The following is a 23582-nucleotide window of genomic DNA, read 5'->3' as shown; positions in this document are numbered from 1 at the left end:
CGGCCGAGCGTGAAGTTGATCTGGCCCGCGTCGGCGCCCTCGACCTTCGCGGTGAGCTCGGGGTCGGCGTCGCCGAAGGTCTTGGTCTTGTCGTCGGCCTTGACGGTGACGGCCTTCTTGGTGATCTTGAGCCATCCGTCCGTGTAGGAGTTGGCCGCGTCGGAGGCGTCGTAGTTGTAGTCGGCTGCGGAAACCTCGAAGTCAGCAAGGGTGAGCCCCATCATGTACTTCTCGTCGGAGGCGTTGGTGCCCTTGGCGATGGCCTCCTTGCCCTGCTTGAGGGTGACGCTGACGCCAGAGGGGGCAACGCTCGTCTCGGCCTGGTCAGCCACCTTGTAGGTGACGGTGTAGCCGGAGACGGACTGCTCCTGCGCGTTGTAGGTGACGGTGTTGGTGTTGCCCACGATCCTGACGGTCAGGTTGGCGCGCCAGACGGCGTACAGGTCGTCGTAGGGCTGCTTCTCGTCGGCCGCGACCTGCGTGACCACGTGGGTCTCGCCGTCCACGGTGGTGGTGTACTTCTCGCCGTCCCAGGAGAGGAAGTCGGCCTTGGTGCCGCCCTTGGTCTTGGTCCAGCCGACGAAGGTGTAGCCCTCGCGGCTCGGGGCGGCGACGATGTCGACGCCGTCGTTGATCTTGACGTCCTGGTCGGAGTGATAGAGCTGGCCCTTGCCGTCGTTCTCGGTGCCGTAGTTGGCGTACCAGTCGATGTGGGTCGGGGTCCTCTGCTCGACGTCGCCCCAGACCGCCTTCAGGCGGACGGTGTAGGTGTTGAGCGGGTTCTCGGGCGTGCTGCCCTCGCGCTCGACCACGCGGGCGTCGCTCTGGCTGATCTCGAAGGTGCCGCCGGGCTGGACCGTGGTGGACGTGTCCTCGTAGGCCTGTGTGTCCTTGTTCCAGTGCTGGACGACCCAGTGCTTGAAGTACTTCTTGGAGGAATCGGCGGGCTGGGCCGCGGCGCCGGCGGTGACGTTGGCCGAGTCGGCGTAGAAGGAGGTGTCGGTGGGCTTGCTGCCCTCCTTGCCGCCCTCGGCGACGTTCTCGTCGTAGAGGACGTTGATGCCGTCGGCGCCGATCAGGACGGAGCGCCACTTGGCGTAGACGTCGACGCGCTTGGTGATCCAGAAGCGGTCGCCGCCGTTGAAGCCGGTGGCGTCGCTGTTGGAGGCGGTCTCGGCGCTGGAGATGTTGCCCCACTGGTCCATGACGTCGGTGTAGTCGGTCGCCTTGTTGTAGGGCGACGCCATGGCGTCGGTCAGCCTGGTGTCGGAGTTGAAGACCTTGGTGCAGGCCGCGTCGGAGTACCAGCCGACGAAGTCGTAGCCGTCGCGCAGAGCCGTGTTGGGCAGCGAGATGGTTCCGCCGTGGCTGACGCGGAAGTTCATGTCCTGGCTAGCGGAGCCCCAGTCGAGGCTGGGATCGCTCTGCTGGGTGCCGGCATTGGGGTGCAGGAAGACGCGATACTGGACCTGGCGCCACTTGGCATAGACCGTGATGCCGCCGTCGGGCATGGTCGTGAATGTGTACGGGTGCGTGCACTCGGGGTCGGAGTACCAGCCCTCGAACGCGAAGCCCTCGCGCGTCGGCTGGAAGTAGTCGGCGGCGCCCTTGTTGTGAGACGAGACGTCGGCGCCATACGCGAAGGTATCGGCGTCCCTCAGCTGGCCGAGGTTGGTCTCGTCGAGGGTGTTGCCGTTGCCGTCGACGCAGAGGCCGTCCATGTAGTTCAGCTTGTAGGAGCTGCGGTCGAAGTAGACATCGAGCCTATCGTTATAGCTGACAGACTTACCGCCATTGTAGTAACCGTTGGAGGCCTTCGTACCAACGTTCACGTCGGCGCCGAAGTCAACGGAATAGTGGTCAGCGGTGAAGCCGTTGTACTTGTCGGAGATGTAGAAACTGCCCGCAGTGGTAGTCACCGTATTTGCGAGTTCGTATCCGTCACCATCAGACTTCTGCTTGAAGAAGTTGATCGTGTTGTTCTGATCCGAGGGCGGTTCCTCGCCGTAGTAATCGACCGTAGAGGAGCCATCGCTGGGGAGAAAGGCGTCCAGGAAGGTCGTGCGCGTACCGGTGCCTTCACCTTGATTGTTGTGGCCGTCATACCAGTTGTACTCAGTGGGCCACTCGAACCCCTCTTCAGAAAGGCCCTGACCGTAGAGACCCTTCATGGTCTTGTACTCGTGCCATCCCAATTCATATGTATAGCGCTGGCCGCTGTATCGCTCCCAGTATCCGTAATACCACGTGCCGCCCGATCGATAAAGATCAACATACTCGCCATTTACCAGGCCATACTGCGTACCCCTATTGCTTGACGTGGGTACATACGCGTACTCGTACACGTTGAAGTTAAGGGTGATCTCGTTGCGGTTGTAGTAGACGTTGACGATCGAGTTGCCCTCGGTGGCGATCGTCACGTTCTGGTCGAAGTCCTTGAGGTGGAAGCCCGTGTACTGCTTGTTGGTGCCGTTGACGCTGGCGTAGGCGCTGTCGCCGTCGCCCTGCTTCGAGACCGTGTTGACGGTGGTGCCGACGCGGCCGGAGAGGTTGACGGCCTCCTCGAAGTCGTAGCCGTCGCCCTCGAGGTTCTGCTTCCAGATGATGACGGTGTAGTTGGCGTTGGTGTTAGGAATCCACTTGGCGTAGACGGTCTTGGCCTCGTTGAGCTGCTTTCCGAACTCGAACTGAGCACCCGTGCACTCCTTGTTGGAGTACCAGCCACCGAAGGTGTAGCCGTAGCGCACCATCGCGGAGTCGTCACAGGGCTTGGAGGTCGTCTCGCCGGACTTGACGAACTGCGGGGCGTTGTAGGTCGCGCCCTTGCCGTTCTCCTCGAAGACGAGCCAGCGGCCGTAGGGCTCGCTGACGCGGAACTCGACGTCGCCCTTAATGGTGACGGAGTCGCCGTTCTTGTAGAGGTGACCCTCCTCGTAGCCGACGACGTTGGACTTGCCCTCGGCGACGAGCCAGCCCTCGAAGGCGCGCTCGGAGCTGTCGGGGGTGTAGCCCATGTTGACGGTGTAGGTGCCCTCGCCGGTGGCGGAGTTGCCCGGGACCTCGACGGTCTCGGTGCCCTGGGAGACGCCTTTCTCGTCGACGTAGTTGACCTTGTAGCGCTTGGCCGTGGCCTTGTAGTAGGTGACCGTCTCGTCGGAGGTGATCTGGTCGGCCTTGGCCATGGCGGCCTCGCGGACCTGCTCGATGGTGAGCAGCTGCGTGTCGGCGGTGTAGTTGGGATCGGTCGTCCAGCCCGTGAAGACCTCGTTGGGGGCGAGGCCCTCGACGCCGGGGTCGTGGACGATCTGGGCGACCTCGTCGGCGGTGTCGTCGGCCTTGACGATCATCGAGGGCGCCTCGGCGGCGCCGTTCTCGAACCTGACGGTGAGGCGCGGGGTGACCTGGGTGACGATGGCGTAGACGGAGAAGTCCTTGGAGGAGATCTGGACCTGGTCGTCTGCGGTGGAGGAAGACGGGACGACCTCGGCGGACCCGGTGTCGGCGATGTGGACGACGTCGACCTTGGACTCGGCGTTGGAGCGCGCGTCGCGGATGGAGTCGGCGGCGAGCTTGACGGAGATGTCGCTCTTGGGCTCGACCTCGCTCTCCTGGCCGGTCTTGGGGTCGGTGTAGGTGAAGGAGATGTCGACCGCGGCGATCTCGCTGGCGGAGACGTCCTCGGAGACGGCGTCCGCGACGGTGCCGCGCACGTCCTCGGACGAGACGCCCGTCACCTTGAGGGTCGCGCCCTCGGGAAGGGCGCCCTCGGGGGCGGAGACGTCGACGGCCACGCCGTTGGCGTGCTGCGTCGGGAAGGTGACGGCGGGGTACGCCACGCTCTTCTCGGCGTCGTCCTTCTTGGCGGCGTCCGTGGCCTGGGCGTCCGACTTTGCGGGCTCGGTCGCCTTGGTCTGGGCGGCCTGGGAGTCGCCTGCCTGGCCGGCGGTCGTCTGGGTGACGGTCGCCTGGGCGTCGTCGGTCGCGGTCGCGGTCGCGGTCACGGCCTGGGCCTCCTGCCCGGCTGCCCTGTCGCTGCCGAGCGCCACGTTGGGGACGAGCCCGCACACGAGCGTGACGGCGCACATGACAGAGACGGCCTTGTTGGCCCAGACGCGTGCGCGCCTCCTGCCGGATGCGACGCGCTGGCCGAGGTCGAGCTCGGCCGCTGTCTCTTCGCTTCGATTCTTCGTCAACACGGTTGCCACACCTTTCCACTACTACAGGGGTGTCCTCCGAACACCCCTGGCACTAGGTCAGACGTCTCTTTTCTTGGTGAGAGCGTCGTTTGGGCAACCCCCGGCTCGCCGGGGATGGCTCAAAGGGCGTTCTCGCGCAGGATCCTCCTCTGCTCGCGGTCGGACTGGACCGCCTCCTCGAGGCGGGCGAGGTACGAGACGAGCGCGGCGTCGCATGCCGCGGCGTCGAGCTCGTCGGGAAGGTCGGTGTGCTCGAAGACCGCCGAGCCGATGGAGGCCTCGACGGGATACGACAGGGTGCCGTCGGCCGCGCGGCGCGCCACGACGCCGGCGACGCGGGAGGAGATCGAGGAGAGGATCTGCTCGTCGCAGGACTCGATCACGACGAAGAAGCTGCCGTCCGAGTAGCGGGCGATGGTGTCGTTGATGCGGAAGCAGCCGGAGAGCATGGCCGCGAACTCTGCGAGCAGGGCGTCGGCGGCCACGCGACCACGGCTCTCGACGACGTGGGAGAAGTCGTCGACCTCGATGTAGAGGCAACCGAACGAGTAGCCGTTGGCGACGAGGCGCGAGAGCTTCGCGTCGAGGGCCACGCGGTTGGAGAGGCCGGTGAGGTAGTCGAGTTTGAGGGCCTCGACCTGGTCGTCCGCATAGCGAACGAGCGCCGCGAGGGCGAAGAAGGCCGGGAGCACCATGACCTGGGCCACGAGGAGCTGGCAGCCGATGCCGGCCAGGAGGATCGCGACGAACGCGAGCAGCGAGCGCGAGGTGCGGCGGTTGACGCGGACGCGGGCTGCCGCGTAGTAGACTGCGGTCGCCATGACGCACAGGGCAAGGTAGGCCGCCTGGCCCCACCAGGCCCAGCCCTGCTCGTAGCCGCCACCGGGGGTCGCGACGAACAGCCAGCCGAAGGAGGCGTTGAGCGCGAGCAGCACGACGTCGGCTACGCCGAAGACGACGAGCATGACGGCGAGCACCATGGGGATGCCCTGGCGGCGCTCGACGCAGGTGGCCGCATAGACCAGGCACGAGAGCACGCACACGGCGGTGAAGACGTGGGATGCGTAGGCGAGGCCGAGCGAGACGACGGGGTCGACGCCCGTGAGGTGGACGAGGGCGTCCATGGCGGTAAAGAGGAGGAAGACCACGAGCGCATAGCGGAAGACCCTGCGCTGGCGCTCGCGCAGCACGGACCCGTCGCGCGAGGCCACGGCCAGCACGATCATGATGCACGCGGAGATGGCGTCGACGGCCATCCACGTCTCGGGCACGAACATGTCTTCCACCTCCCTCGTCGTCTTCGCTCATGGGCGAGACACAAATACTCAGTTTTTTATTCTCGGCGTGGGTGGGCTTCGAGATGTGCGGCGAAGGTGACCGTTCGTGCCAAAAAGGTGCCGTTCGTGCCAGATTTCGGCACCGCTCGCGCCAGCAGGTCACAAAGATGCCAGAAAAGAACCAGAACCGTGCAGGCGACGCATGCGCAAACGCAAGCTCGAAGAGGGCAAGACGGCGCCTTGCATATAAAAGTTTTCCGTTGTGACGGAGTCCCTACGAGAGCGGCAGCAGGACGAAGGAACGGAAGAGCCCGCCCTCGCTCCCGAAGCGAGCGAAGCCGCCGGCCTGCTCGGCCAGGGCGATGACGCTCGCGGTGCCCACGCCGACGCCCTCATGCTTGGTCGAGAGGAGCCTCCCCTGCCCGTTTCGCAGGATCTTGCCGGCGTACGTGTTCTTCACGTCGAGGGTGAACTGGGAGTTGTCGCGAACGGAGATCACCACCGACATCGCAAGGCGCACGTCGCCCTCCCCCTTGGCATGCTCGAGGGCGGTGACCGCGTTCTCGAGCACGTTGCCGACGACGGTGGTGAGGGCGATCTCGGAGAGCGGGAGATCCTCGGGGACGGAGGCCTCGACCTTGACGTCGGCGCCGAGGGCACGGGCCTTGGAGACGTAGTGCCCGACAATGGCGTTCACGACCTGGTTCTCGCACCAGACCAGGGGGTCGTCGTCCGAGATGGCGTCGAGCTCGCCGAGATACTCCACGAGGCCGTCGAGGTCGCCCTCTCGCGCGTACATGCCGACGACCCCCCTGAAGTGGCGGAGGTCGTGGCGGGCGCGTCGTGCCTGCTCGATGCGGTCCTTCATGATCGAGTTCTGCTGCAGCTGCAGGCTCAGGAGGTGCTGGCGGTTGAGGTTCTCCTCGACGTCGCGGGCGCTGCGCATGAGCCGATACTCGAAGTCGACGATCGTGTAGTAGAGCAGCAGGAGGACGACCTGCAGGAACAGCGTCAACGCGAGCTGGCTGGCGCTCGCGATCTGGTCGGGCGCCGTGTCAAGGGCGAGCACGACGACGAGGTAGCAGGAAAAGGGAAGGAGCCAGCCGAAGCGCCACAGCGTATCGGGGGCGCGGCCGCTCTCGCAGTTCTCGATGATGAAGGAGATGCGCTCGATGAAGACCGGGCGGAACACGAGGGTGAACAGGATCAGCAGGGCCCACATGATGACATGGGCCTCCCACGAGGGGACCCCACCCTGATAGCTCGAGGGCCTCAGGCAGAAGCTTGCGATGCCGGCCAGGATCCTGACGGAGCAGATGAAGAACTCCGCGGTAAAGAAGATGTAGAGGATCGACCGCAGGCGTATCCTGCTCACCCGCACCAGGATGAGAAGCGACACGAGGCTCGACGAGACGAAGAGCGCGAGCCGAACGCTCGGCACGAGGGCGTAGGCGACGCCGCAGCCCACCCCGCCGACGACCGAGAGCGCCATGAGGAACGCGAACGCCTTGCCCGAGATCCACTCCGAGAAGCGCATGGGGGCGAGCGTCAGGTAGGCCGTCGGGACCATGACCAGCTCGGTGCTCACCGAAAGGAGGATGTTCGCAAGGCTCACCATGGCTAGATCGATCGCCCCTCGCGCCTGGCAACCCAGTCGGACCACGCGGCGCGCGCCTGCACGAGGTTGCGTCGGCTCACGGGCACACGCTCTCCTCCCCTAAGGACGAGGTCCGAGCCGTCCAGACGCTCGACCATGTCGAGGTTGACCAGGTAGCCGCGGGCGGGCGAGTAGAACTGCCTCAGACCCGTGAGCTCGCCCTCCGCCTGCGCGAACGTCGCCCTAACACGCTGGGGCTTGCCGTCGGTCGTATGGATGTCGAGGTAGTGCCCCGCCGAGCGGGCCCAGAGAAGCGTGCCCGGGTCGAAGGAGGCGCCGCCGAGCGTCACCTTCCTCCAGGGCGTGCGCTGGGCGAAGTAGCGGTCGAGCACCGCAGACAGCTCGTCGTAGGCGACCGGCTTGAGCAGGTACCCGTGCGCCTGGACCTCGTAGCTCTCGACGGCGAAGTCGCGGCTCGAGGTGATGAAGATGATGGCGCACTCGCCGTCGCGCTCGCGGATGGCACGGGCGGCGTCGAGGCCGGTCTTCGCGTCGGGGTCGGGCACCATCCCCGCCTCGTCGAGGTAGCAGTCGAGAAGAGCGAGGTCATAGCGCTGAGAGTCGAGCGTGGCGATGAAGTCGTCGGCGGTCCGGAACGCGTCGACAGTGGCAGCCACCCCGCGGACCGAAAGGAAGTGATCGAGCAAGGTCCGAAGGTCACGCATGTCGTACAGGTTGTCTTCTGCGATTGCGATTCTCATATCAGAAATGATAGCCAATCGATTGCCAGATGACACGTCGATTGTACGACCCGAAGCCCCACCGTGCACGCACGCAAGCAAACCGGCAACCGAGATGTGCGCTCCCGTACGCCAGGATGAAACAGAACGGTCACGCCACGACACGCGGGACGTGCAGACAGATGCCCGGCGTGGCCCACCCGGGTACTGGGCGAGTTCGCGCCGCAGGCGCGACGTTCGAGCCCAGCGCCCGGGCGGCCACGGCCGCAATGCGCCTACTCGCGCCTGCGCCTGCGCACCCCGATGACCGCGAGCGCGGCCCCCGCTAGCAGGAGCGCGAGCGGAGCGGCCAGCGTCGTGGGGTCGGAGGTCTTGGGCGTGTCGGAGCCGTCCTGCGCGTCGACGTCGGTGGGGACGGCGCGCGCGGGCAGGTTCCAGCGGGCGTAGAGCGTGATCGACTCGTTGGGCTTGGCGAGCATGGCGACGAGCTCGCCGTCGTCGAAGAACTCGCCGGTTCCGTCGGGTGCCGTGTTCCAGCCCTTGAAGGTCGCGCCCTCGAGCGTGAAGGTCGGCGCGTCGAGGTTGACGGCGTCGGCGTACTCGACGGTGCGCGAGTCCATGTGGCCCGAGGCGCCGTTGGGGTCGTAGTTGATGGTGTAGTAGCCGGCGGGCACGACGTCGTCGAGCGATGCCCACTCGGCCAGCGCCGTGGCGCGGGGCGCCTCCTCCACCTGCGGGGTCCAGTCGTGGACGGTCTCGGCGGGGTTGCCCATGCTCCACTTGTCGAAGTAGAAGTCGTCGCGCGTGAAGCCGTTGGGGGCGAGCACGAGCGCCGGCGTGGTGATGTCGCCCGAGACGTTGTAGCGCTGGGTGTCGAGCGAGGGCGCGGTCTCGCCAAAGCTCGCGCCGTTGCCGTCGTAGGCGAGCTCGACCTGGCGGGCGTGGCCGGCGTAGAAGGTCGCGACGTCGGTCGGGACGAAGGTCTCGCCCGCGAGCGCGACGCTCGCCGCGGTGGCCGAGGTCGAGGGCAGCCAACCGGCGGCGTCCCAGCCGTCGATCGCGGCGATCTGGGGCGCGGTGACGGACGTTGATCCGCTCGCGTCGCCGAGCTGGCGGATGGTGACGGCGTCCGTGGCGGCCTGGTCGGCCTGGGTGCGGATGCGACCGGCGTCGCCGGAGGGCGCGGCGGCCGACTCCGACGTGGGCGAAAGCTCGCCCTCGACGCCGCCGACGAAGGTCACGTCACGCTGCCAGAGCGCGTAGAGGTCGACCGTTCCCGCAGGCGCGTCGGTGAGGTTGACGACCTCCTCGGCGGCCTGGTAGGCGACCTCGAAGCCGCCCGGACGGCTCTCCCAGCCCGCGAAGGTCCAGCCCTCGCGCGTGGCGGTGAGCTCGTTGGCCGAGATCGTGCCCGGGCCCTGGCGCACGCCGGTCAGAAGCGGCGCCGCCGAGTCGTAGGTGAGGCTCCTCTCCCCCAGCGTGGCGTCGCCGTCGTGGAAGGCGACCTTGTAGGCGTTGGGCACCCACTTGGCGTAGAGGGTCTCGTTGGCGAGAGGAGCGTAGCGCCCGGCCTCGTCGCCGACGCGCGTGTCGAGGGTCGCGCCGCCGTCGGAGCTCGTGTACCAGCCGTCGAAGGTGTAGCCGGTGCGCGTGGCCTGCGGCAGCTGGACGGCACCCACGGTGTCGGTGACCTTCCACTGGGCGCAGAGCGTCGCCGCGGCGTTGGCCGCATATGCCGCGCCGGGCGCGAACGTGGTGCCGCCGCCCTTGCGCTCGGTGTTCCACGAGACGAAGTCATGGGTGCGCGTGATGACGGTGGCCATGTGGTCGCCGGCGACGCCGGTCGAGGCGCTCTGGCCCTCGCCGGGCGTGCAGTTGACGTCGAAGTCGAGAATCGGGCCCGGGTAGTACTCGAGTCCCCAGGTGGGTGCGTCGGTCGTGACCGCGAGGTCGACGTTGTGGCTCTTGACTCCCGGGGCGGGTGCTCCGACGCCGCCGTTGGCGTCGTAGGTCACCGGGTAGGTCGGCTTGTCCCACTGGGCATAGAGCGGCGTGGGCTCGACAGCCTCGGGATAGAAGGTGTCTCCCGGGAGCAGCGAGTCGCCCGAGCCGTCGGGAGCCGTGTTCCAGCCGATGTGGCGCAGGTACGGCACGCCGTCAATGAGGGGAAGCTTGACGCCCGGGTTCTCCCACTGCGCGAAGATGCGGTGCTCGCCGTCCCCCTCGAAGAGCGTGGTGGCGAAGGCGTCCTGCGCGACCGAGCCGCGATCGTCCACGAGCATGATGCCCGCCTGGGCGCGGTCGAAGTAGCCGAGGAACCGATAGTCGGCCGTGTCGGTCTGGCGCATGGCGCCGCCGTCCATGGTCGCATGCGAGGTGTCCGGCGCGAGCGTCTCGCCGTCGAGGACGGAGTCCAGGCGCCAGGCGACGGAGCGCGACTTGGCGGGGACGGAGACCGTGCCCTTCTCGGCGGTTTCCGTGGCGTGGTGCAGGGGATCCGCATAGGTGTAGGCGCCCTCGGTGCCGCTGCGCGTCTTCCAGACGTTGGTCGCGTACTCCTCGAAGACGGTGCCCGAGCCGCCCGCGCCGCCCGTGTCGTCAAGGGTCACGGGGTAGACCTTGGGCTGCCACAGTGCCGTCATCTTGAGGACGCCGTCGTCCTCGCGCAGGTTGCAAAGGGAGGTACCAGCCGGCGAGAGCCTGCCATTAGCCTTGGTGACCTCGAAGGTCGTGTCATGGGTCTTCTCGCCCTGGATGGTGTGCTCGATGTCGTCCATGTCCTCGATGCGCCACCCGATGAACTCGTAGCCGGGGCGCACGGGGTTGGGGACCGTGAAGGTGACGTTGTACTTGACGCCGGTGTCCTCCTCGCCGGTGGCAACGGCACCGGGCGGGTTGAAGCCGACGGCCTCCTCCACGCCGAAGTAGTCGATGGCGTAGGTGTTGATCTTCCAGTAGGCGTAGAGGGTCGCGTCCCCCGTGCCGCGGGACTCGTCGAAGACGGGCGTGTAGGACTGCCCCTCGCGCAGGAAGGTGAGGCTGCCCGAGGGCTGGGTGCCCCAGCCGGCGAACTTATGACCCTCCCAGTGAGCCATCTCGGGAAGGGTGACGCTGGACTGGTCCCACTGGGCGTGCAGGGTCGTGTCGGAGAGGAAGAGGTCTCCCGCCTTGAGGGCGTCCGTGAGCGCGGCACGGCCGCCGCCCTCGCAGCCGTCGATGAGCTTGGTGCCGCCCGACTCGGCCGTGAAGTAGCCCTTGAACGCATAGGAGGAGGTCTGGGCGGCAGGAAGGGCGGGCGACGGCGTGTCGGTGCCCGTCATGTGCTCGTAGCGCACCTGGTAGACCTGCTTGGGGGCGGTCACGGAGTCTATGGGCGAGCCAAGCGGCGCGCCCGAGGCGTCGCGTCCGTCCGCGTCGAGGATGTTCGTCGCATACTGTTCGAAGACGCTCCCCGTGCCCATGCCCGCGGCGTGTGCGGCGTCGTAGTCGGAGATTGCGCCGGACTGGCTGTCGTAGGCGCCGGCGTTGTCAAGGTCGACGCGATAGATGAGCGGCACCCAGCGGGCGTAGAGCGTGACGTCCGAGGAGGGCGTGTAGGGCTCCCCCGCGCCGCCGATGCGCTCGCCGAGGGTCGCGCCGCCATCGGAACTCGCGTACCACCCCTCGAAGGAGTAGCCGTCGCGCGTGGGTGCCGGCAGCGTGACGGAGCCGGACGTCCAGTCGGCATGCAGGGTCGCGCCCTCGTCGTAGATGGTGGTCACACCGAAGTCGCCCGTGGGGGCGCCCGCTGCGTCGATCATCTTCGTGCCGGCACCGCCCGCCTCGGTGTAGTAACCCTTGAAGGTGTACTCGGCCGTGAGCGAGGTTGAGGGAGTGCGTCCACCCGTGGGCTCGAAGGAGACATTGTAGGCGCGAACGGGCTTCGAGAACGACTCGGGCGCAAGCGCATGCTCGCACGAGGCGTCTGCGAAGAGGCCCGTGTCGAACTTCTCGAAGACCACCGACGTGCCGAGCTGGGTCGCGTCGGCGTTGTCGAGGGCAACCTCGTAGATGTTGGGCTCCCACTGCGCGTAGAGCACGATGTCGGAGGAGATGAGCATCGGCTCGCCCGTGTAGCTCTCTCCCGAGCCGTCGGGGGCCGTGTTCCAACCCGCGAAGGTGTAGCCAGGCCTCGAGTAGCCGCAGGTCTCGGGAGTGTCGCCGGGGATCGTGTAGGCCGCATAGTATGTGGTGCCTTCGTTGGACGTGACGTAGGTCTTGTCGCGGCTCTTGCCCTCACCCGTGGCACGAGTGGTGCCCTGGGAGTCATTGGCGTCGAAGGTCGTGTTCCACGCGAGGTGGGTGATCGTGGCATAGCCGGATCCCGAGCGCTGGCCGACCTTCATGGAGGCACCGATGAGCGCGTAGGAGGGGTCTACCAGGTAGGCGCCGCTCGCGGGGATGAGCTCGCTCATGTCCTGGCCAACGTAGGTGAAGCCGGAGCCTCCGCCACCGGCCGTTGCCTTGTACTTGCCGGCGTTCTTGGTGCCGCCGCCGCCAGAGCCGCCGCCCCACCAGCCGCCACCGCCGCCCGCGCCGGGCTTGCCGACGCTCGTGGGGGCCGCGGCCCCCTGTCCGAAGGTGCCGGCATATCCGTACTTCTTGGAACCCTGGCCACCTGCGCCGCCGGCGTACTGCGTGCCACCGCCGCCGCCCGGGTTTGCCCAGGCCACGGCACGGCCCTGCCCGCCGCTCTCGCCGCCGCCGTCGCCGCCGCGACCCTCGGTGCGACGGTGGTAGCCGCTCCAGTATCCGGCGTAACCGCGGAAGCTGCCGCCGCCTCCGCCTGCGACGATGAGGCGGTTGTAGAGGGTCTCTCCCCCGATGCGGACGTCGGTGGCGCCACCGCCTCCGCAACCGTACTGGTTGTACTTGACCTTGGTGCCGTAGTAGCCCTGTCCCCCGCCGTTCCAGCCGGCGGCGGGCGCGTTGCCCTGGCTTCCGACGTAGACGCTCAGGCCCATGCCGTCCTCGAGGCGCACGACGCCCTCGGCATAGCCGCCGTAGCCGCCCTTGGTGGCGTTCGAGTTGCCGCTGCCACCCTGGGCGCCATAGACCTGGAGCTTCCAGTAGCCGACGTCGTGCTCGGCACCCGTCTGGGCGTCACCCGACCAGTCGGCGGAGGCGTCCGCGACGAAGGGCTGCATCGCACCGGTGTAGCCGAAGTTGGTGACGTCGGAGCCCTCGGCGGCCTGCGGGAGGAGCCCCGAGCCGAACTCGCCCTGCGCAAGCGCCGCCGCAAGGCCAACGAAGTCTCCCTCCTCCTGCTCTGAGAGCTCGTCGGGACCCTCGGCGGCCGCGCCCGCGAGCGCGGGCCCGTCGCCCTCGGAGCCGTCGGCAAGCTCGCCGTTCTCGTCGGGAGCACCCCCCTGCGCAGACGCGACGCCCAGCTTGCTGGCGAGGTCCACCGAGGCGGGCTGAGCCCCGGAATCGGCGGGAGCCGAGGTGGCGTCGCCCTTCTCGGCGGGCTCGTCGAGGATGGGGCGGGCGGCCTCGGGGTCTGACGGCGCCTCCTCGGGGACGTACTCGGGCCCGTCCTCGGCGCCGAAGTGATAGCCCTCCTGGCCATTCTCGACCACGCGCGTCTCGCCCGTGGTCTGGTTGTTCTCGATCACGAAGTCGACGTCGAAGAGGGCCTTCTGCTCGGGCGTGAGTCGGTTCCAGGCGTCGATGTCGATCACGTAGGCGCCGAGCGACTCGTCGTAGCGCAGGATGTAGTCGGGCACCTCGCCGGGGGCGAAGGTGTCGTAGGTGCCTGCGGCGAGAGCCCGCGCGTCGGGCACGAGCGCAGCCGCAAGGACGACCGCGAGCGCACACGCAAGCGCCCGGCGGGCGCGCGCCCTAATCTGACGCACGTTGCGTGATGGAGTCATGCGTATCATTTCTCGCTACCTCCCCTGTCGGGCATCGCCGCGGCGGCGGCGACAACCTGCCCAGATCGAGAGCGTGGCCAGCCCGAGAAGGACGACCTGCACGGACTGCGTGGCGTCACCGGTCTTCGCGAGGGTCCCGCGCGCCATGCGACGAGAACCGTCCGCGTACACGAGGACCGAGCCATCGCCGAGCCCTTCCTCGCCGCGGCCGCCACGCGTGGCGAGGCTGATCGCCGCACGGTAGCGACGACCTCCGCCGTCGACGTTGGCCTGGACCACCACGAAGGTGCCGTCCTCCGTGTAGAACACGATGTCATAGGTGCCGCGCATCGGAGCGAGCGCCCCGACGTTCACGCCCATGGGCGCCACGGAGTTCCCGTTGGCATCGACCGCGCGGACGCCCGCGAGCGCGAGCAGCTTCGCAAACGCCCTGCCGTCACCCGTAAGCAGCGGCGCGACGTCGGCCGACGAAATGTCGAAGTGGTTGCCGTAGATGGCCGTGCCCGTCTCCTCGGACACCGCGCCCGCATCACAGACGACGCAGTCGATCGTGGCCGAGGGGTTGGCGTGGAAGGTGACGGGATAGACGCCCTTCTCGGCGCACAGGCCACCACGGTCGGTGACGCTGACGGGCAGCGCCTCGCCGCTCCAGACGTTGCGGGCGCGCGCATGGACGCGCTCGATGAGGCGCTGGTCCAGCCCCTCGCGCTCGTACTCGACCACCTCGGAGGTCGTGAGGCAGAGGACGTCGTCTGCGCAGATGACGTTGTCCGTCTCGTCGTCGAGCGAGACGGCGTCCATGACCGAGCAGGTGACGGTTGTCGTCGTGCCGCGAGAGGTGGTGAACGTCACCGGGTAGTCGCCCTTGCGCGCCTCAATGGCGCTCGTGTCGCAGGTGAAGGGCACCTCCTCGCCCCTGACGTTGGTGGCGCAAGCGCCGGCGAGATGGAGCACGCGTTCCTCGGAGACGCCCGACGCCTCGGAGAGCGAAAGCTGGAAGTCGAAGGCCCTCATGTCGAAGGTTATGTCCTCGTCGGCCGCGGGCGTCACGACGGGCGTGAGGGTGACGTCACCCATGGGCATCGGGAAGTCGTACTCCTGGTCGAGGCTGTCCGCCAGCAGCGTCGTGTCGGACGACTTCCAACCCTGCCAGACCCAGCCCTCGGCAACCTTCGCCACGACGCGCATGCCGCCGCCGTGTCGATAGGAGCCCGTGGCACTCGATCCGGTGGTGTCGACGCCCGAGGCGGAGCCAAGGGTAAAGGCATAGGGACTCGGCACCCACGTGGCAAAGAGGGTGACGTCGCCCGTCGGCACGTACTCCCCTCCCGCGGGCCAGGTCGCCTGAACGGAGAGGTGCTGGCGCACAGAGCCCGCAGGGGCATCCGACTGCCCGTCAAGGTCATCCTCGGGGGCGAAGCGATCGTTGAAGGACCACAGGGCGACGAGGAGGCCCTGCGTCGCCTCGTCGATCTCGGACTGCGAGGTGGACTGGCGCGAAACGACGTCGCGTGCCGTGGCGAGCGCGTCCTCGAGCGCGGGGCGCTCGTGCTCGGTGGCCGCGCGGTCCTCGGCGCTATCGTGCGCGTCGAGCGCGGCCTGGGCCTCGTCGATCACCTCGGAGAGGTACGCGAGGTCGCCCGCATAGGGGTTCTCGTCGCTCCAGCCGGCGAACTCGTATCCGGCGCGCGTCGGCGCGGGAAGCGTGACCGAGCCGAGGGTCTCCGCACCATAGGTCCACTTTGCGAACAGCGTGAGCGGCGCGTCATCAGAGTAGGTGCCGGAAGGGGTGAACTCCGTTAGGCCCGATCCGTCTGCCTCGGTGTTCCAGCTGTCGAAGGAAACGGAGCGGATCCTGTTGGCAACCAGCGTATCGGGACCGTCCAGCGTGCCCTCGCGCGGGTCGAGCCTGACGCGGTAGCCCGCGATGAGCTCATCGTCGTGAGTCGGCGTCTCGCCCGAGAGCGTGAGGTCGACCCCATGCATCTTGTCCTGCTGGGCGGGACCGCCAACACCGCCGTTGGCGTTGTAGGAGACGGGGTAGGTTATGACGCTCCACTGCGCATACAGCGTCACGTTGGCACTTGGCACGAGCGCGTCGCCAGCCGAGAAGGACGTGCCGCTTCCGTCGGCGGCCGTGTTCCAACCGAGGAAGACGTAACCCTCGCGCGGCTGGCCAGAGTCATCGACGGGCTGCGCCGCGATCGTCACCGACGCGGGCGTCCACCTGACATAGGCCTCGGAGGCGTTGGTGAAGAGGGTGCCGCCCTGAGCCGAAGCCGAGACGGACCCGTCAGGCGCGATGACCTGCGAGCCGCCGTCGCGCGCCGAGTAGAAGCCCTCGAAGGCGGAGGTGGCGGGCTGCGCGTCGGGCGCAACGATGCCCGAGCCAGCACCCGCGTTCACGTCATAGCTAACGGTAAAGACGCGCTCGGGGGGCTGAACCTTGTTTGCCGTGGAGGTCATCTTCGACTCGGGAGCGCACGAGGCGTCGAGATACATTCCGGCGCTATAGCGCTCGAAGACCTGCGTCGTGCCGGGTGTCGTCGCGGTCTGCGCGCCCGAGGCATCGGTCGTCGAGAGCGTGACGGGGTAGGTCTCGGCGGACCAGTGCGCAACGAGCGTCGCAGTATCCCCCGCCGCCGCAAGGTTGGTGAAGGTGGTGTCGCGTGTGAGCTCGCCGGCCCCGTTGACCTGCCAGCCCTCGAAGACGAAGTGGTCCATCACGGGGTTGGGGATGGTGACGGACTCGTCGCGGGCGGCCACGGTCGGGGCCGCGAAGGCCGCCGGGACACCGCTCACACCGTCAAAGGCGGGATAGGCGATCGCGTAGGTTGGCTTGTCGCCTTCCACCCATGCAGCCGTGAGCGTCACGTCGCCGGGCAGCGCATACGTTCCGGTGAGGCCGCTCGCGAGAACCTGCCCCGCGCCATCGGTGGCAGTCCAACCAAGGAACGTGTGGTTGTCCCAAGAAGGAGTCGGCAGCTCGACCGTGGCGGCGCCCCACTGGGCGTAGAGGCTGGCTGGCGCGAGGAACGTTGTCGCGGAGAGCGATGGGGCGGCCGAGCCGTCGGCCCCGACCATCTTCTCACCACCAGCCTCGGCAGTGAAGTAGCCGAGAAAGGCCGGACGCGCCGACCTCTGCTCATCGGTCGGCGAGACTGAGCCACCCGCCGCGTCATAAGACGCGCTCATCGCAGGCTTCTGCGGAATGGCCAGGGTAGCGCCGGCAATCAGGTTCCCCTCGAAGGTGGGTTCGGAGGCGGTTCCGCCCCTCGTGGTGTAGACGCCGTCGCCATAGCGCGCGAAAAGCCCCTCGGTGCGGGCGCCCTCGGCACCTGCGGCCTCGAGCGCCACCTCATAGACGTTCGGCTCCCACTGCGCGAAGAGCCTTACGCCCTTGTCCACGGTCGACCCGGGTGCCAGCAGATCGCCGGAACCGTCCGCCACCTCGCTCCAGCCCACGAGCGTGTAGCCCGTGCGCGCGAAGGCCTCGGGCCCGGGCAGCGTCACGTCGGCGCCGACCCACTGCGCGTGAAGCGTCGCGTTTGCGGTAAAGAAGTTCGCCGCCGCAAGGGCGCTGGAGAACGCGCCACGGTCGCCGATGACCTTCTCCCCCACCCCACCTGGTTCGGTGAAGTAGCCCGCGAACTCCCAAGTAGGCGTAAGCGAGCGCGTGGCGCCGGAGCCGTCGTTGGCATCAAGGGTAACCTCGTAGGTGCGCACGGGGACCTGCGGAAGCGAGCCGAGGCGCTCGGCGTCCTCGCACGAGGCTGCCGAGAAGAGCCCAGTTGCGTACTTCTGATAGATGACCGGGGTGCCAGGCGTGGTAGCCTCTCCGGCGTCAAGGGCGATCGCGAAGACCGCGGGCGTCCACTGGGCGAAGAGCGAGAGGTCTGACGCGGCGTCGAGTGCGTCTCCCGGCTGGTAGGAGTCACCGGTCCCGTCGGGCTTGGTGTTCCAGCCGATGAACGTAAGGCCCTCCTTCTCCGGGGCCTCGCGGACGACGAACTCCTCGCCCGACCAGCCGGCATAGAGCGTTGTCGCCTCGCTGAAGGCCTTTCCGTCGACGAACCCAGCCGTCACGTAGCCCTGGGGGTCGATGACCTGGTGGCCGGATCCGCCCGTCAGGCTGTAGAAGCCCGTGAACTGGAACGTGCGATTCGCGACCTCGAGCACGGCTCCCTGGCCGGCGTCTCCGGTGCCGTCGTTGGCACGATAGGTGACGCGCGCGACGCGCTCGGGAATGCCGATGGGGTTCTTGTCGGTCGTCATGCGCTTGCCGAAGGCCGAGTCGAGGAAGATGCCGAAGTTGCCCTCGTCGGGAGGAACGACCTCGCCCTCGGGGTCCTCGTCGGGCATGGGGTCGACATCGGGCGGCTCGACGTAGCTCGAGCCGTCGTCGTAGGCCTCATAGAGCACGGCCGGCGTCGCCTCGGTGGTCGCGCCCTGACCATCGAGGGTGAGGGGCACGTCGGTCTCGCTCCAGAGGGCCGTGAACGTGACGGTGTTTGCGTCACCCGAGCCCGAACCGTCATGGAGGTTTCTGAACTCGACGGCCTTCGTGGCGATCGTGAGGCCGGCCTCGCCCTCGTCGTCGTTGCCGAACGTGGTGCCCTCGCAGCGCTCGACGTCGTACTGGACCTGCCCGTTGCTGAGGACGCGCTTAGACCAGAGCTCGTGGGTGAGCCCTGCCGTCATGCCGGTGATGACCCAGCCGTCGAAGCGCCCGCCGACGCGCGAGGGGTTTGCGACCTCGAGCGAGCTCTCCGAGCCATCGACATAGACCGTGGAGGGAAGCGTGGAGAGGTAGCTGACGCTGAGCCCCTCGACGCCCTCGAAGCGGACCTGGAAGGAGCGCGAGCCGTTCGGCGCCCACTTGGCGTAGAGCGTGACGTCGTCAGAGGCAGTGTAGGTGCCCTTGAAGCCCGTTCCGTCGACGCCAGGCGACTCAGACCATCCCGCAAAGGTATAGCCAGCGCACGTTGGGGTGGGAAGCTCGATGGAGCCCGGCGTCCAACGGGCGTGAAGCGTGGTGTCCGACTTGAACGTCGTCGCCGAGATCTCGGAGGTCACCGCACCACTCGCGTCGATGGCCTTGATGCCTCCCGTGGGCGAGGTGAAGTAGCCCTCGAAGTCGAGCGGCACGCTCACCTGGGTCGGCTCCGACATCGTGGGCGACGTGGTGTCGGAGGGATCCTGCAGCGCAAAGGTCACCGTGCGGGACTTGGCATCGGGCGCGACGAGACGCGCGCCGTCGGCGATCATCGCCCCAGTATAGGTGGGCGTGGCGCCGTCGGTCCTGCCGGTGTAGACGTCGTCGCCGTAACGCGCGAAGAGCCTCTCGGTGCCCGTATTGGGCTGAGCCCCGTCGCCGCCGTCAAGGGCGACCTGGAAGACCGCGCTCTCCCACTGGGCCTCGAGCCTGAGGTCGCTTGTGGGCGTGATCGTGTCACCAGGCTGGTATAGCGTAGAGCCGCTCCTCCAGCCGACGAAGGTCTCGGCATCGCGCGAAGCGGGGATCGGCGCGCTCACGCTGCCGCCACGCCAGCTCGCGTAGTAAGAGCCGCTCGCACTGGCGGCGGTGCCGTCAGCCGAGACGAAGGTGCCTGTCGCGTCGACCAGCTGGGTGCCGGATCCGTCTCTGCCGCTGAAGTAGCCTCCGAACTCATAGGCGGAGGTGCGGGTCTGCTCAGACGAGCCGTCCGCAAAGGTGACGGCATAGGTCCGCTCGGGCACGACGACGCGAGCGAGGCGAGAAGAGACGGTCTTTTCCGCCGCATCCCCTTCGGCGAAGTAGCCCACGCCGTACTGCTCGAAGACGCGCGTCGTGTAACCGTCCGCCTGCTGCTGGTCGCTCGGTCCCGTGGCTCCATTGCCGTCAAGCGAGAGCTCGTAGACGTCAGGCGTCCACTTGGCGAAGAGCGTGAGGTCGAAGGGAACCGCGGTGCTCGTGAACGCCGTCGTAAGGTGGCCACTCGCATCGATCATCTGCGTGCCGCCTCCGTCGCGCTGCGTGTAGTAGCCACCGAATTCGCGACGGTCGTAGGTGGGCGGCGTGATGCCAGAAAGGGAGACCTCGCTCACGCAGGCACTGTCGGAATAGACGCCGAAGCCATACTTGGCCCAAAGAGCATCTGGACCACCCGTCCCACCACATCCATCGAGTGTGACCTGGGACACATTGGGGGTCCAATACGCGTAGAGGGTCACATCCTCGCCAACGGTCTTATAAAGCGGCACGTCTACGTCACTAGCCGCGACGAAGGACCCATCCCCATTGACGTAGCGGGTTCCCGCACCAGCGGACTCCGTAAAGTAACCCCGGAAGGTGTAGCCGGTGGCCTGAGGCGCGCGCACGCTTGCGAGCGTCGCCCCGTGGGTGGAGTCCGAGAAGTAGGAGGCGACGCCATAGTCCCAGAAGACGTCGGGCGTGCCCTGCGAGACGTCGGCCACGAGGCCGGGGTCGAGATGCGCGTGGTAAGCGCGCGGCGTCCACGTCGCCGTGAAGGTGACCGTGGCCGCGTCGGTTCCCGAGAGGCTCTTGAACGCGGTGGCGAACGTGGGCCCGAGGCTTGCGGCCGTGGTCGTCTGCGTGGGCTCGCCGTCGCCGTAGTAGTGGGTGACGCCCTCGTCCATGCCGCTGATCTGCCAGCCGGCGAAGTCGCACCCCTCGTGGGTGGGGTTGGCCACCGAGAAGGTCGTGCCGTACTCGGCCGACGTGGGCAGATCGCCGTGCGTGGCGCCCTCGAGGCCCTCGAAGGCGAGGATGTAGCTGGCGGGACGCCACTGGGCATAGAGCGTGGTGTCGGCGGCGTCCGCCCATGTGGCCGGCGTGCCCGGCGCGAACGCATGGCCGGACCCGTCAGCCGACGTGTTCCAGCCCGCAAACCCAAAGGTCACGCGCTTGAGGGCGCACGCGGGCGCCACGAAGTCCTGGTCGAAGGTCGCCGTGGCGGGCGCGGTCGGTAGATCGCCCACGGCCGGCTGCTCCGCGCTGTCGTTTCTGGCGTAGGAGACGTTGTAGGTGTTGGGCGTCCACTTCGCGAAGAGCTCGGTGTCCGTGGTCGGCGTGTAGCTTGCGCCGGCGTCGCCGACCTTGTCGGCATCGCCGCAGGCCGCGTCCTTGTACCAGCCCGCGAACGCATAGCCCTCGCGCGTCGGGGACGCGAGGGTGACGGCAGCGCCGTCACCCCACTGCGCGAAGATCGTCGAGGCCTCGGCAAACGTCGTGGGGGTGAACGTCGCCTCGTCGATATAGCCGGACTGCCCGATGTACTGGGTCCCCTCGCTCTCCTGCGAGAAGTACCCCTCGAACGTGGCCGCCGAGGTGGCCGTGGGACTGGCCGGGGCGCCTTCGTAGTTCTGGTTGTAGGTGACGGTGTAGTTGCGCGTCGGGACCGTGATGGGATTGGCACTCGCGGTCATCTTCTGCGTGAGGTCCAAATCGAGGTACACGCCGGCGTCCGTCCCCGCGTTCTTCGCATAGACCGTGTCAGTGCCGCCCGTGCCACCCTTCTTGTCGAGCGAGACGCCGAACGCATCGTTTTCCCATATGGCGTAGAACTTCGGCGCGTAGTAGGTGAAGCTGGGCTTGTCTCCAGGCTGGTAGCCCTTGCCCGTGCCATCGCTCGATGAGTTCCATTCCTTGAAGTGCTTGTGCGCGGGCGCGGTGTACGTGTTGGCCGGCATGGTATAAGGATTGGAATACCCGGCGGTGTACGCAGTCATACCCGGGCCGCTGCCGGAACCGCCGTTTCCATCAAACGCGACAGTTCCCGACTTGCCGACGGTTCCGAGGGAAGCAATGCGAAACGCGTCGGATGTCACCCCGTCGTATCCGCTCTTTGTGAAGGCAAAGCCCGAGCCATCGATGTCGACGTAATCGATGGTCACGTTGTATGAGAGAGTATCACCCGTGCCGCTCATCTTGATGCAGAACTGATGGGCGCCCTCCGAGGATCGTGTAAGGTAGATGTAGTAGTCACGGCCCGCAACACTTCTCTTGAGGCCGCTGGCGTAGTTGCTGGCAAAAGGAATGACCGTGTTTATCGGAATCGTGTCCGTGCTTCCCTTGTATCTGATGTCGCACGTTCCGGTCACCAGTATGTGCGGGTTGTCTGCAGCCGCCTTGAAGCCGTACTCGAGGTCGCGACGGAGTGCGGCGGCACCGCCTCCGCGCTGCGCAAGGCCCTGCGAGCCCTCAACTCCGCCTTCGCCCGCACGGCCATCGGTCGGGCCGCCCTGTCCGGCAGCGGGACCGGCTGGCTTCGCCGCAAACGCCGAACCCTCAGAGAAGGCCCCCTCCGCAACCGCGGACGCAACCCTCCCCTGCCAGTCCGAGCCGACCTCGTTCGCGGAGAGCCAGCCGCTCACGCGCGCGGCGGCCTCGGAGGTCGACCCCGCCTTTGCGAAGACGTCGACCGTCGAGCCATAGTTCGAGCCCGCGATGCGCGCGCCCGACTCGTCGCAGGCGCCGGCCACAAGCGCCTCCCCAACGCCGCCGGGGACGGTGAGCGAGGCATCCACGCCGTTGTTGCCGGCCGCGCCGACCACGATGATGCCGCGCGCCGCGGCGTCCGCGATGGCCGTGGCCACGACCTCGTTCTCGGCCGTGCGCCACGCGGACAGCGACAGGTTGATGACGTCGACGTGCGCCGCGATCGCGTACTCGATGCCGGCGTAGACCGACGAGACCGTGCCCACGCCCGATGCGTCGAGCACCTTGACCGACACGATGCGCGCATCGGCATCGGCCTCGCGCAGATAGGCGGCCATAGAAGAGCCGTGACCGTTGTCGTCCGCGGCGGAGTCGCCGAGCATGCTCGCCGAGTCCGCGACGCCCTCGCCGAGGTAGCCCGTGTCGAGAAGGGCCACGGTGTAGCCCGAGGCACCCATGCCAGAGGACATCTCCCGGTGCAGGTCGGCGAGCGGGTTCTCGTCCTCGCTCATGGGCGCGGCCGCGGATTCGCCGGGCGCCCCGTCGGCGGCGGAGATGGTGACGTCGGGCTCGACGAGGGCCGCCCCGAGGGCGCCCTTGTAGAAGAGGTAGGCGTTTTTGGCCTTGTCCGCGGAGTCGAACTGGGTGAGAAAGAGGCCCTTGTGCTCCGAGAGGACGCGCGTCGCCGGCGTGAGCTGCTCACGGGTGACGCCCGAGATCAGGAGGCGCTGGCTCGAGAAGTCCTTGCCGGCGGCAAGCGACTCGTCGACACCCTCGGGAGCGACCTCGAAGGAGTCACGACGAGCCTGCAGCTCGGCGCGGACGCGCTCCTCGGCCTCCTTGCGCGCACGCTCCTCCTCGGCGGCCTTGGCGGCCGCGTCCTGCGCCTGCGCCGCAGCGTCGACGGGCGCTGCGACCGGATCCTGTGCAGGGGCGGGAGCGGGTTCCTCGGCAGCCTCAGGTTGCGTCGGCGCCTGGCCCTCGAGGGGCTGGGCGGCCGGAGCGGCCTGCTCACCGGGGACCTCGGCAGGCGCGGCAGCCGCATCGCTGGCTGGCTCGGACTCAGCGGCGGGCTCTGCCGCTGCCTCCTGCCCAGGCTCTTCCTGAGACTGGGCCGCGGGCGCCGGCTCGAGGTCGAGCGCGCGGGCGATCTCGCTCGTGTGCAGCATCGAGCAGACCATGGCAACCGCAAGCACCCAGCTCAGGCACGCGCGAGCACGCGGGTTGAAGCCACGCAAGGCGCCGGCGACAAGGCGCGCGGCACTAACGCGCACGTCACGCGCAAGCGAAGCCAGGCGACGGACCGCCTTCGACCACAGCGCAAGGAGGGCCTGAAGAGCGGATCGAAGGAACCCCATGGCCCGCACGACGGCAATGGCAACAAGTTTCAAGATATATGCGAGCGTCCTGCCAACCATAG

At 67.7% G+C, this 23582-nt stretch carries 6 protein-coding genes; all 6 read right to left on the bottom strand.

The window, feature by feature from the left end:
* On the bottom strand, window positions 1-4193 hold a 4193-nt coding region (locus M5D76_RS05295), incomplete at its 3' end, for an InlB B-repeat-containing protein (RefSeq protein ID WP_248922333.1).
* 122 nt (window positions 4194-4315) lie between these two features.
* A complete protein-coding gene (locus tag M5D76_RS05290; protein ID WP_248922332.1) occupies window positions 4316-5473 on the bottom strand; it encodes a GGDEF domain-containing protein in 1158 nt (385 codons plus the stop codon).
* A gap of 274 nt (window positions 5474-5747) precedes the next feature.
* Window positions 5748-7091: a sensor histidine kinase gene (locus M5D76_RS05285; RefSeq protein WP_248922331.1), complete on the bottom strand. Its 1344-nt coding sequence runs from the start codon at window positions 7089-7091 to the stop codon at window positions 5748-5750.
* A 2-nt stretch (window positions 7092-7093) separates the two neighbouring features.
* Window positions 7094-7795: a LytR/AlgR family response regulator transcription factor gene (locus M5D76_RS05280; protein WP_248922330.1), complete on the bottom strand. Its 702-nt coding sequence runs from the start codon at window positions 7793-7795 to the stop codon at window positions 7094-7096.
* Window positions 7796-8085: 290 nt separating this feature from the next.
* Window positions 8086-13722, bottom strand: coding sequence for an InlB B-repeat-containing protein (locus M5D76_RS05275; RefSeq protein ID WP_248922329.1), 5637 nt, complete (start codon window positions 13720-13722; stop codon window positions 8086-8088).
* Between the two features lie 15 nt (window positions 13723-13737).
* Entirely contained in the window at window positions 13738-23520 is a 9783-nt protein-coding gene (locus M5D76_RS05270; protein ID WP_248922328.1) for an InlB B-repeat-containing protein, read from the bottom strand.
* Window positions 23521-23582: the final 62 nt, after the last annotated feature.

This window comes from Olsenella intestinalis, assembly GCF_023276655.1.
GTDB lineage: Bacteria > Actinomycetota > Coriobacteriia > Coriobacteriales > Atopobiaceae > Olsenella_J > Olsenella_J intestinalis.
The sequence above is the reverse complement of the archived record's forward strand: the minus strand, read 5'-3'. Positions and strand labels throughout refer to the sequence as shown.

Bases quoted from the DNA above. Each gene is read 5' to 3' on its own strand.
- M5D76_RS05275 (WP_248922329.1), bottom strand. From the start codon at position 13,722: ATGACTCCATCACGCAACGTGCGTCAGATTAGGGCGCGCGCCCGCCGG.
- M5D76_RS05270 (WP_248922328.1), bottom strand. From the start codon at position 23,520: ATGGGGTTCCTTCGATCCGCTCTTCAGGCCCTCCTTGCGCTGTGGTCG.
- M5D76_RS05285 (WP_248922331.1), bottom strand. From the start codon at position 7,091: ATGGTGAGCCTTGCGAACATCCTCCTTTCGGTGAGCACCGAGCTGGTC.
- M5D76_RS05290 (WP_248922332.1), bottom strand. From the start codon at position 5,473: ATGTTCGTGCCCGAGACGTGGATGGCCGTCGACGCCATCTCCGCGTGC.
- M5D76_RS05280 (WP_248922330.1), bottom strand. From the start codon at position 7,795: ATGCGTGACCTTCGGACCTTGCTCGATCACTTCCTTTCGGTCCGCGGG.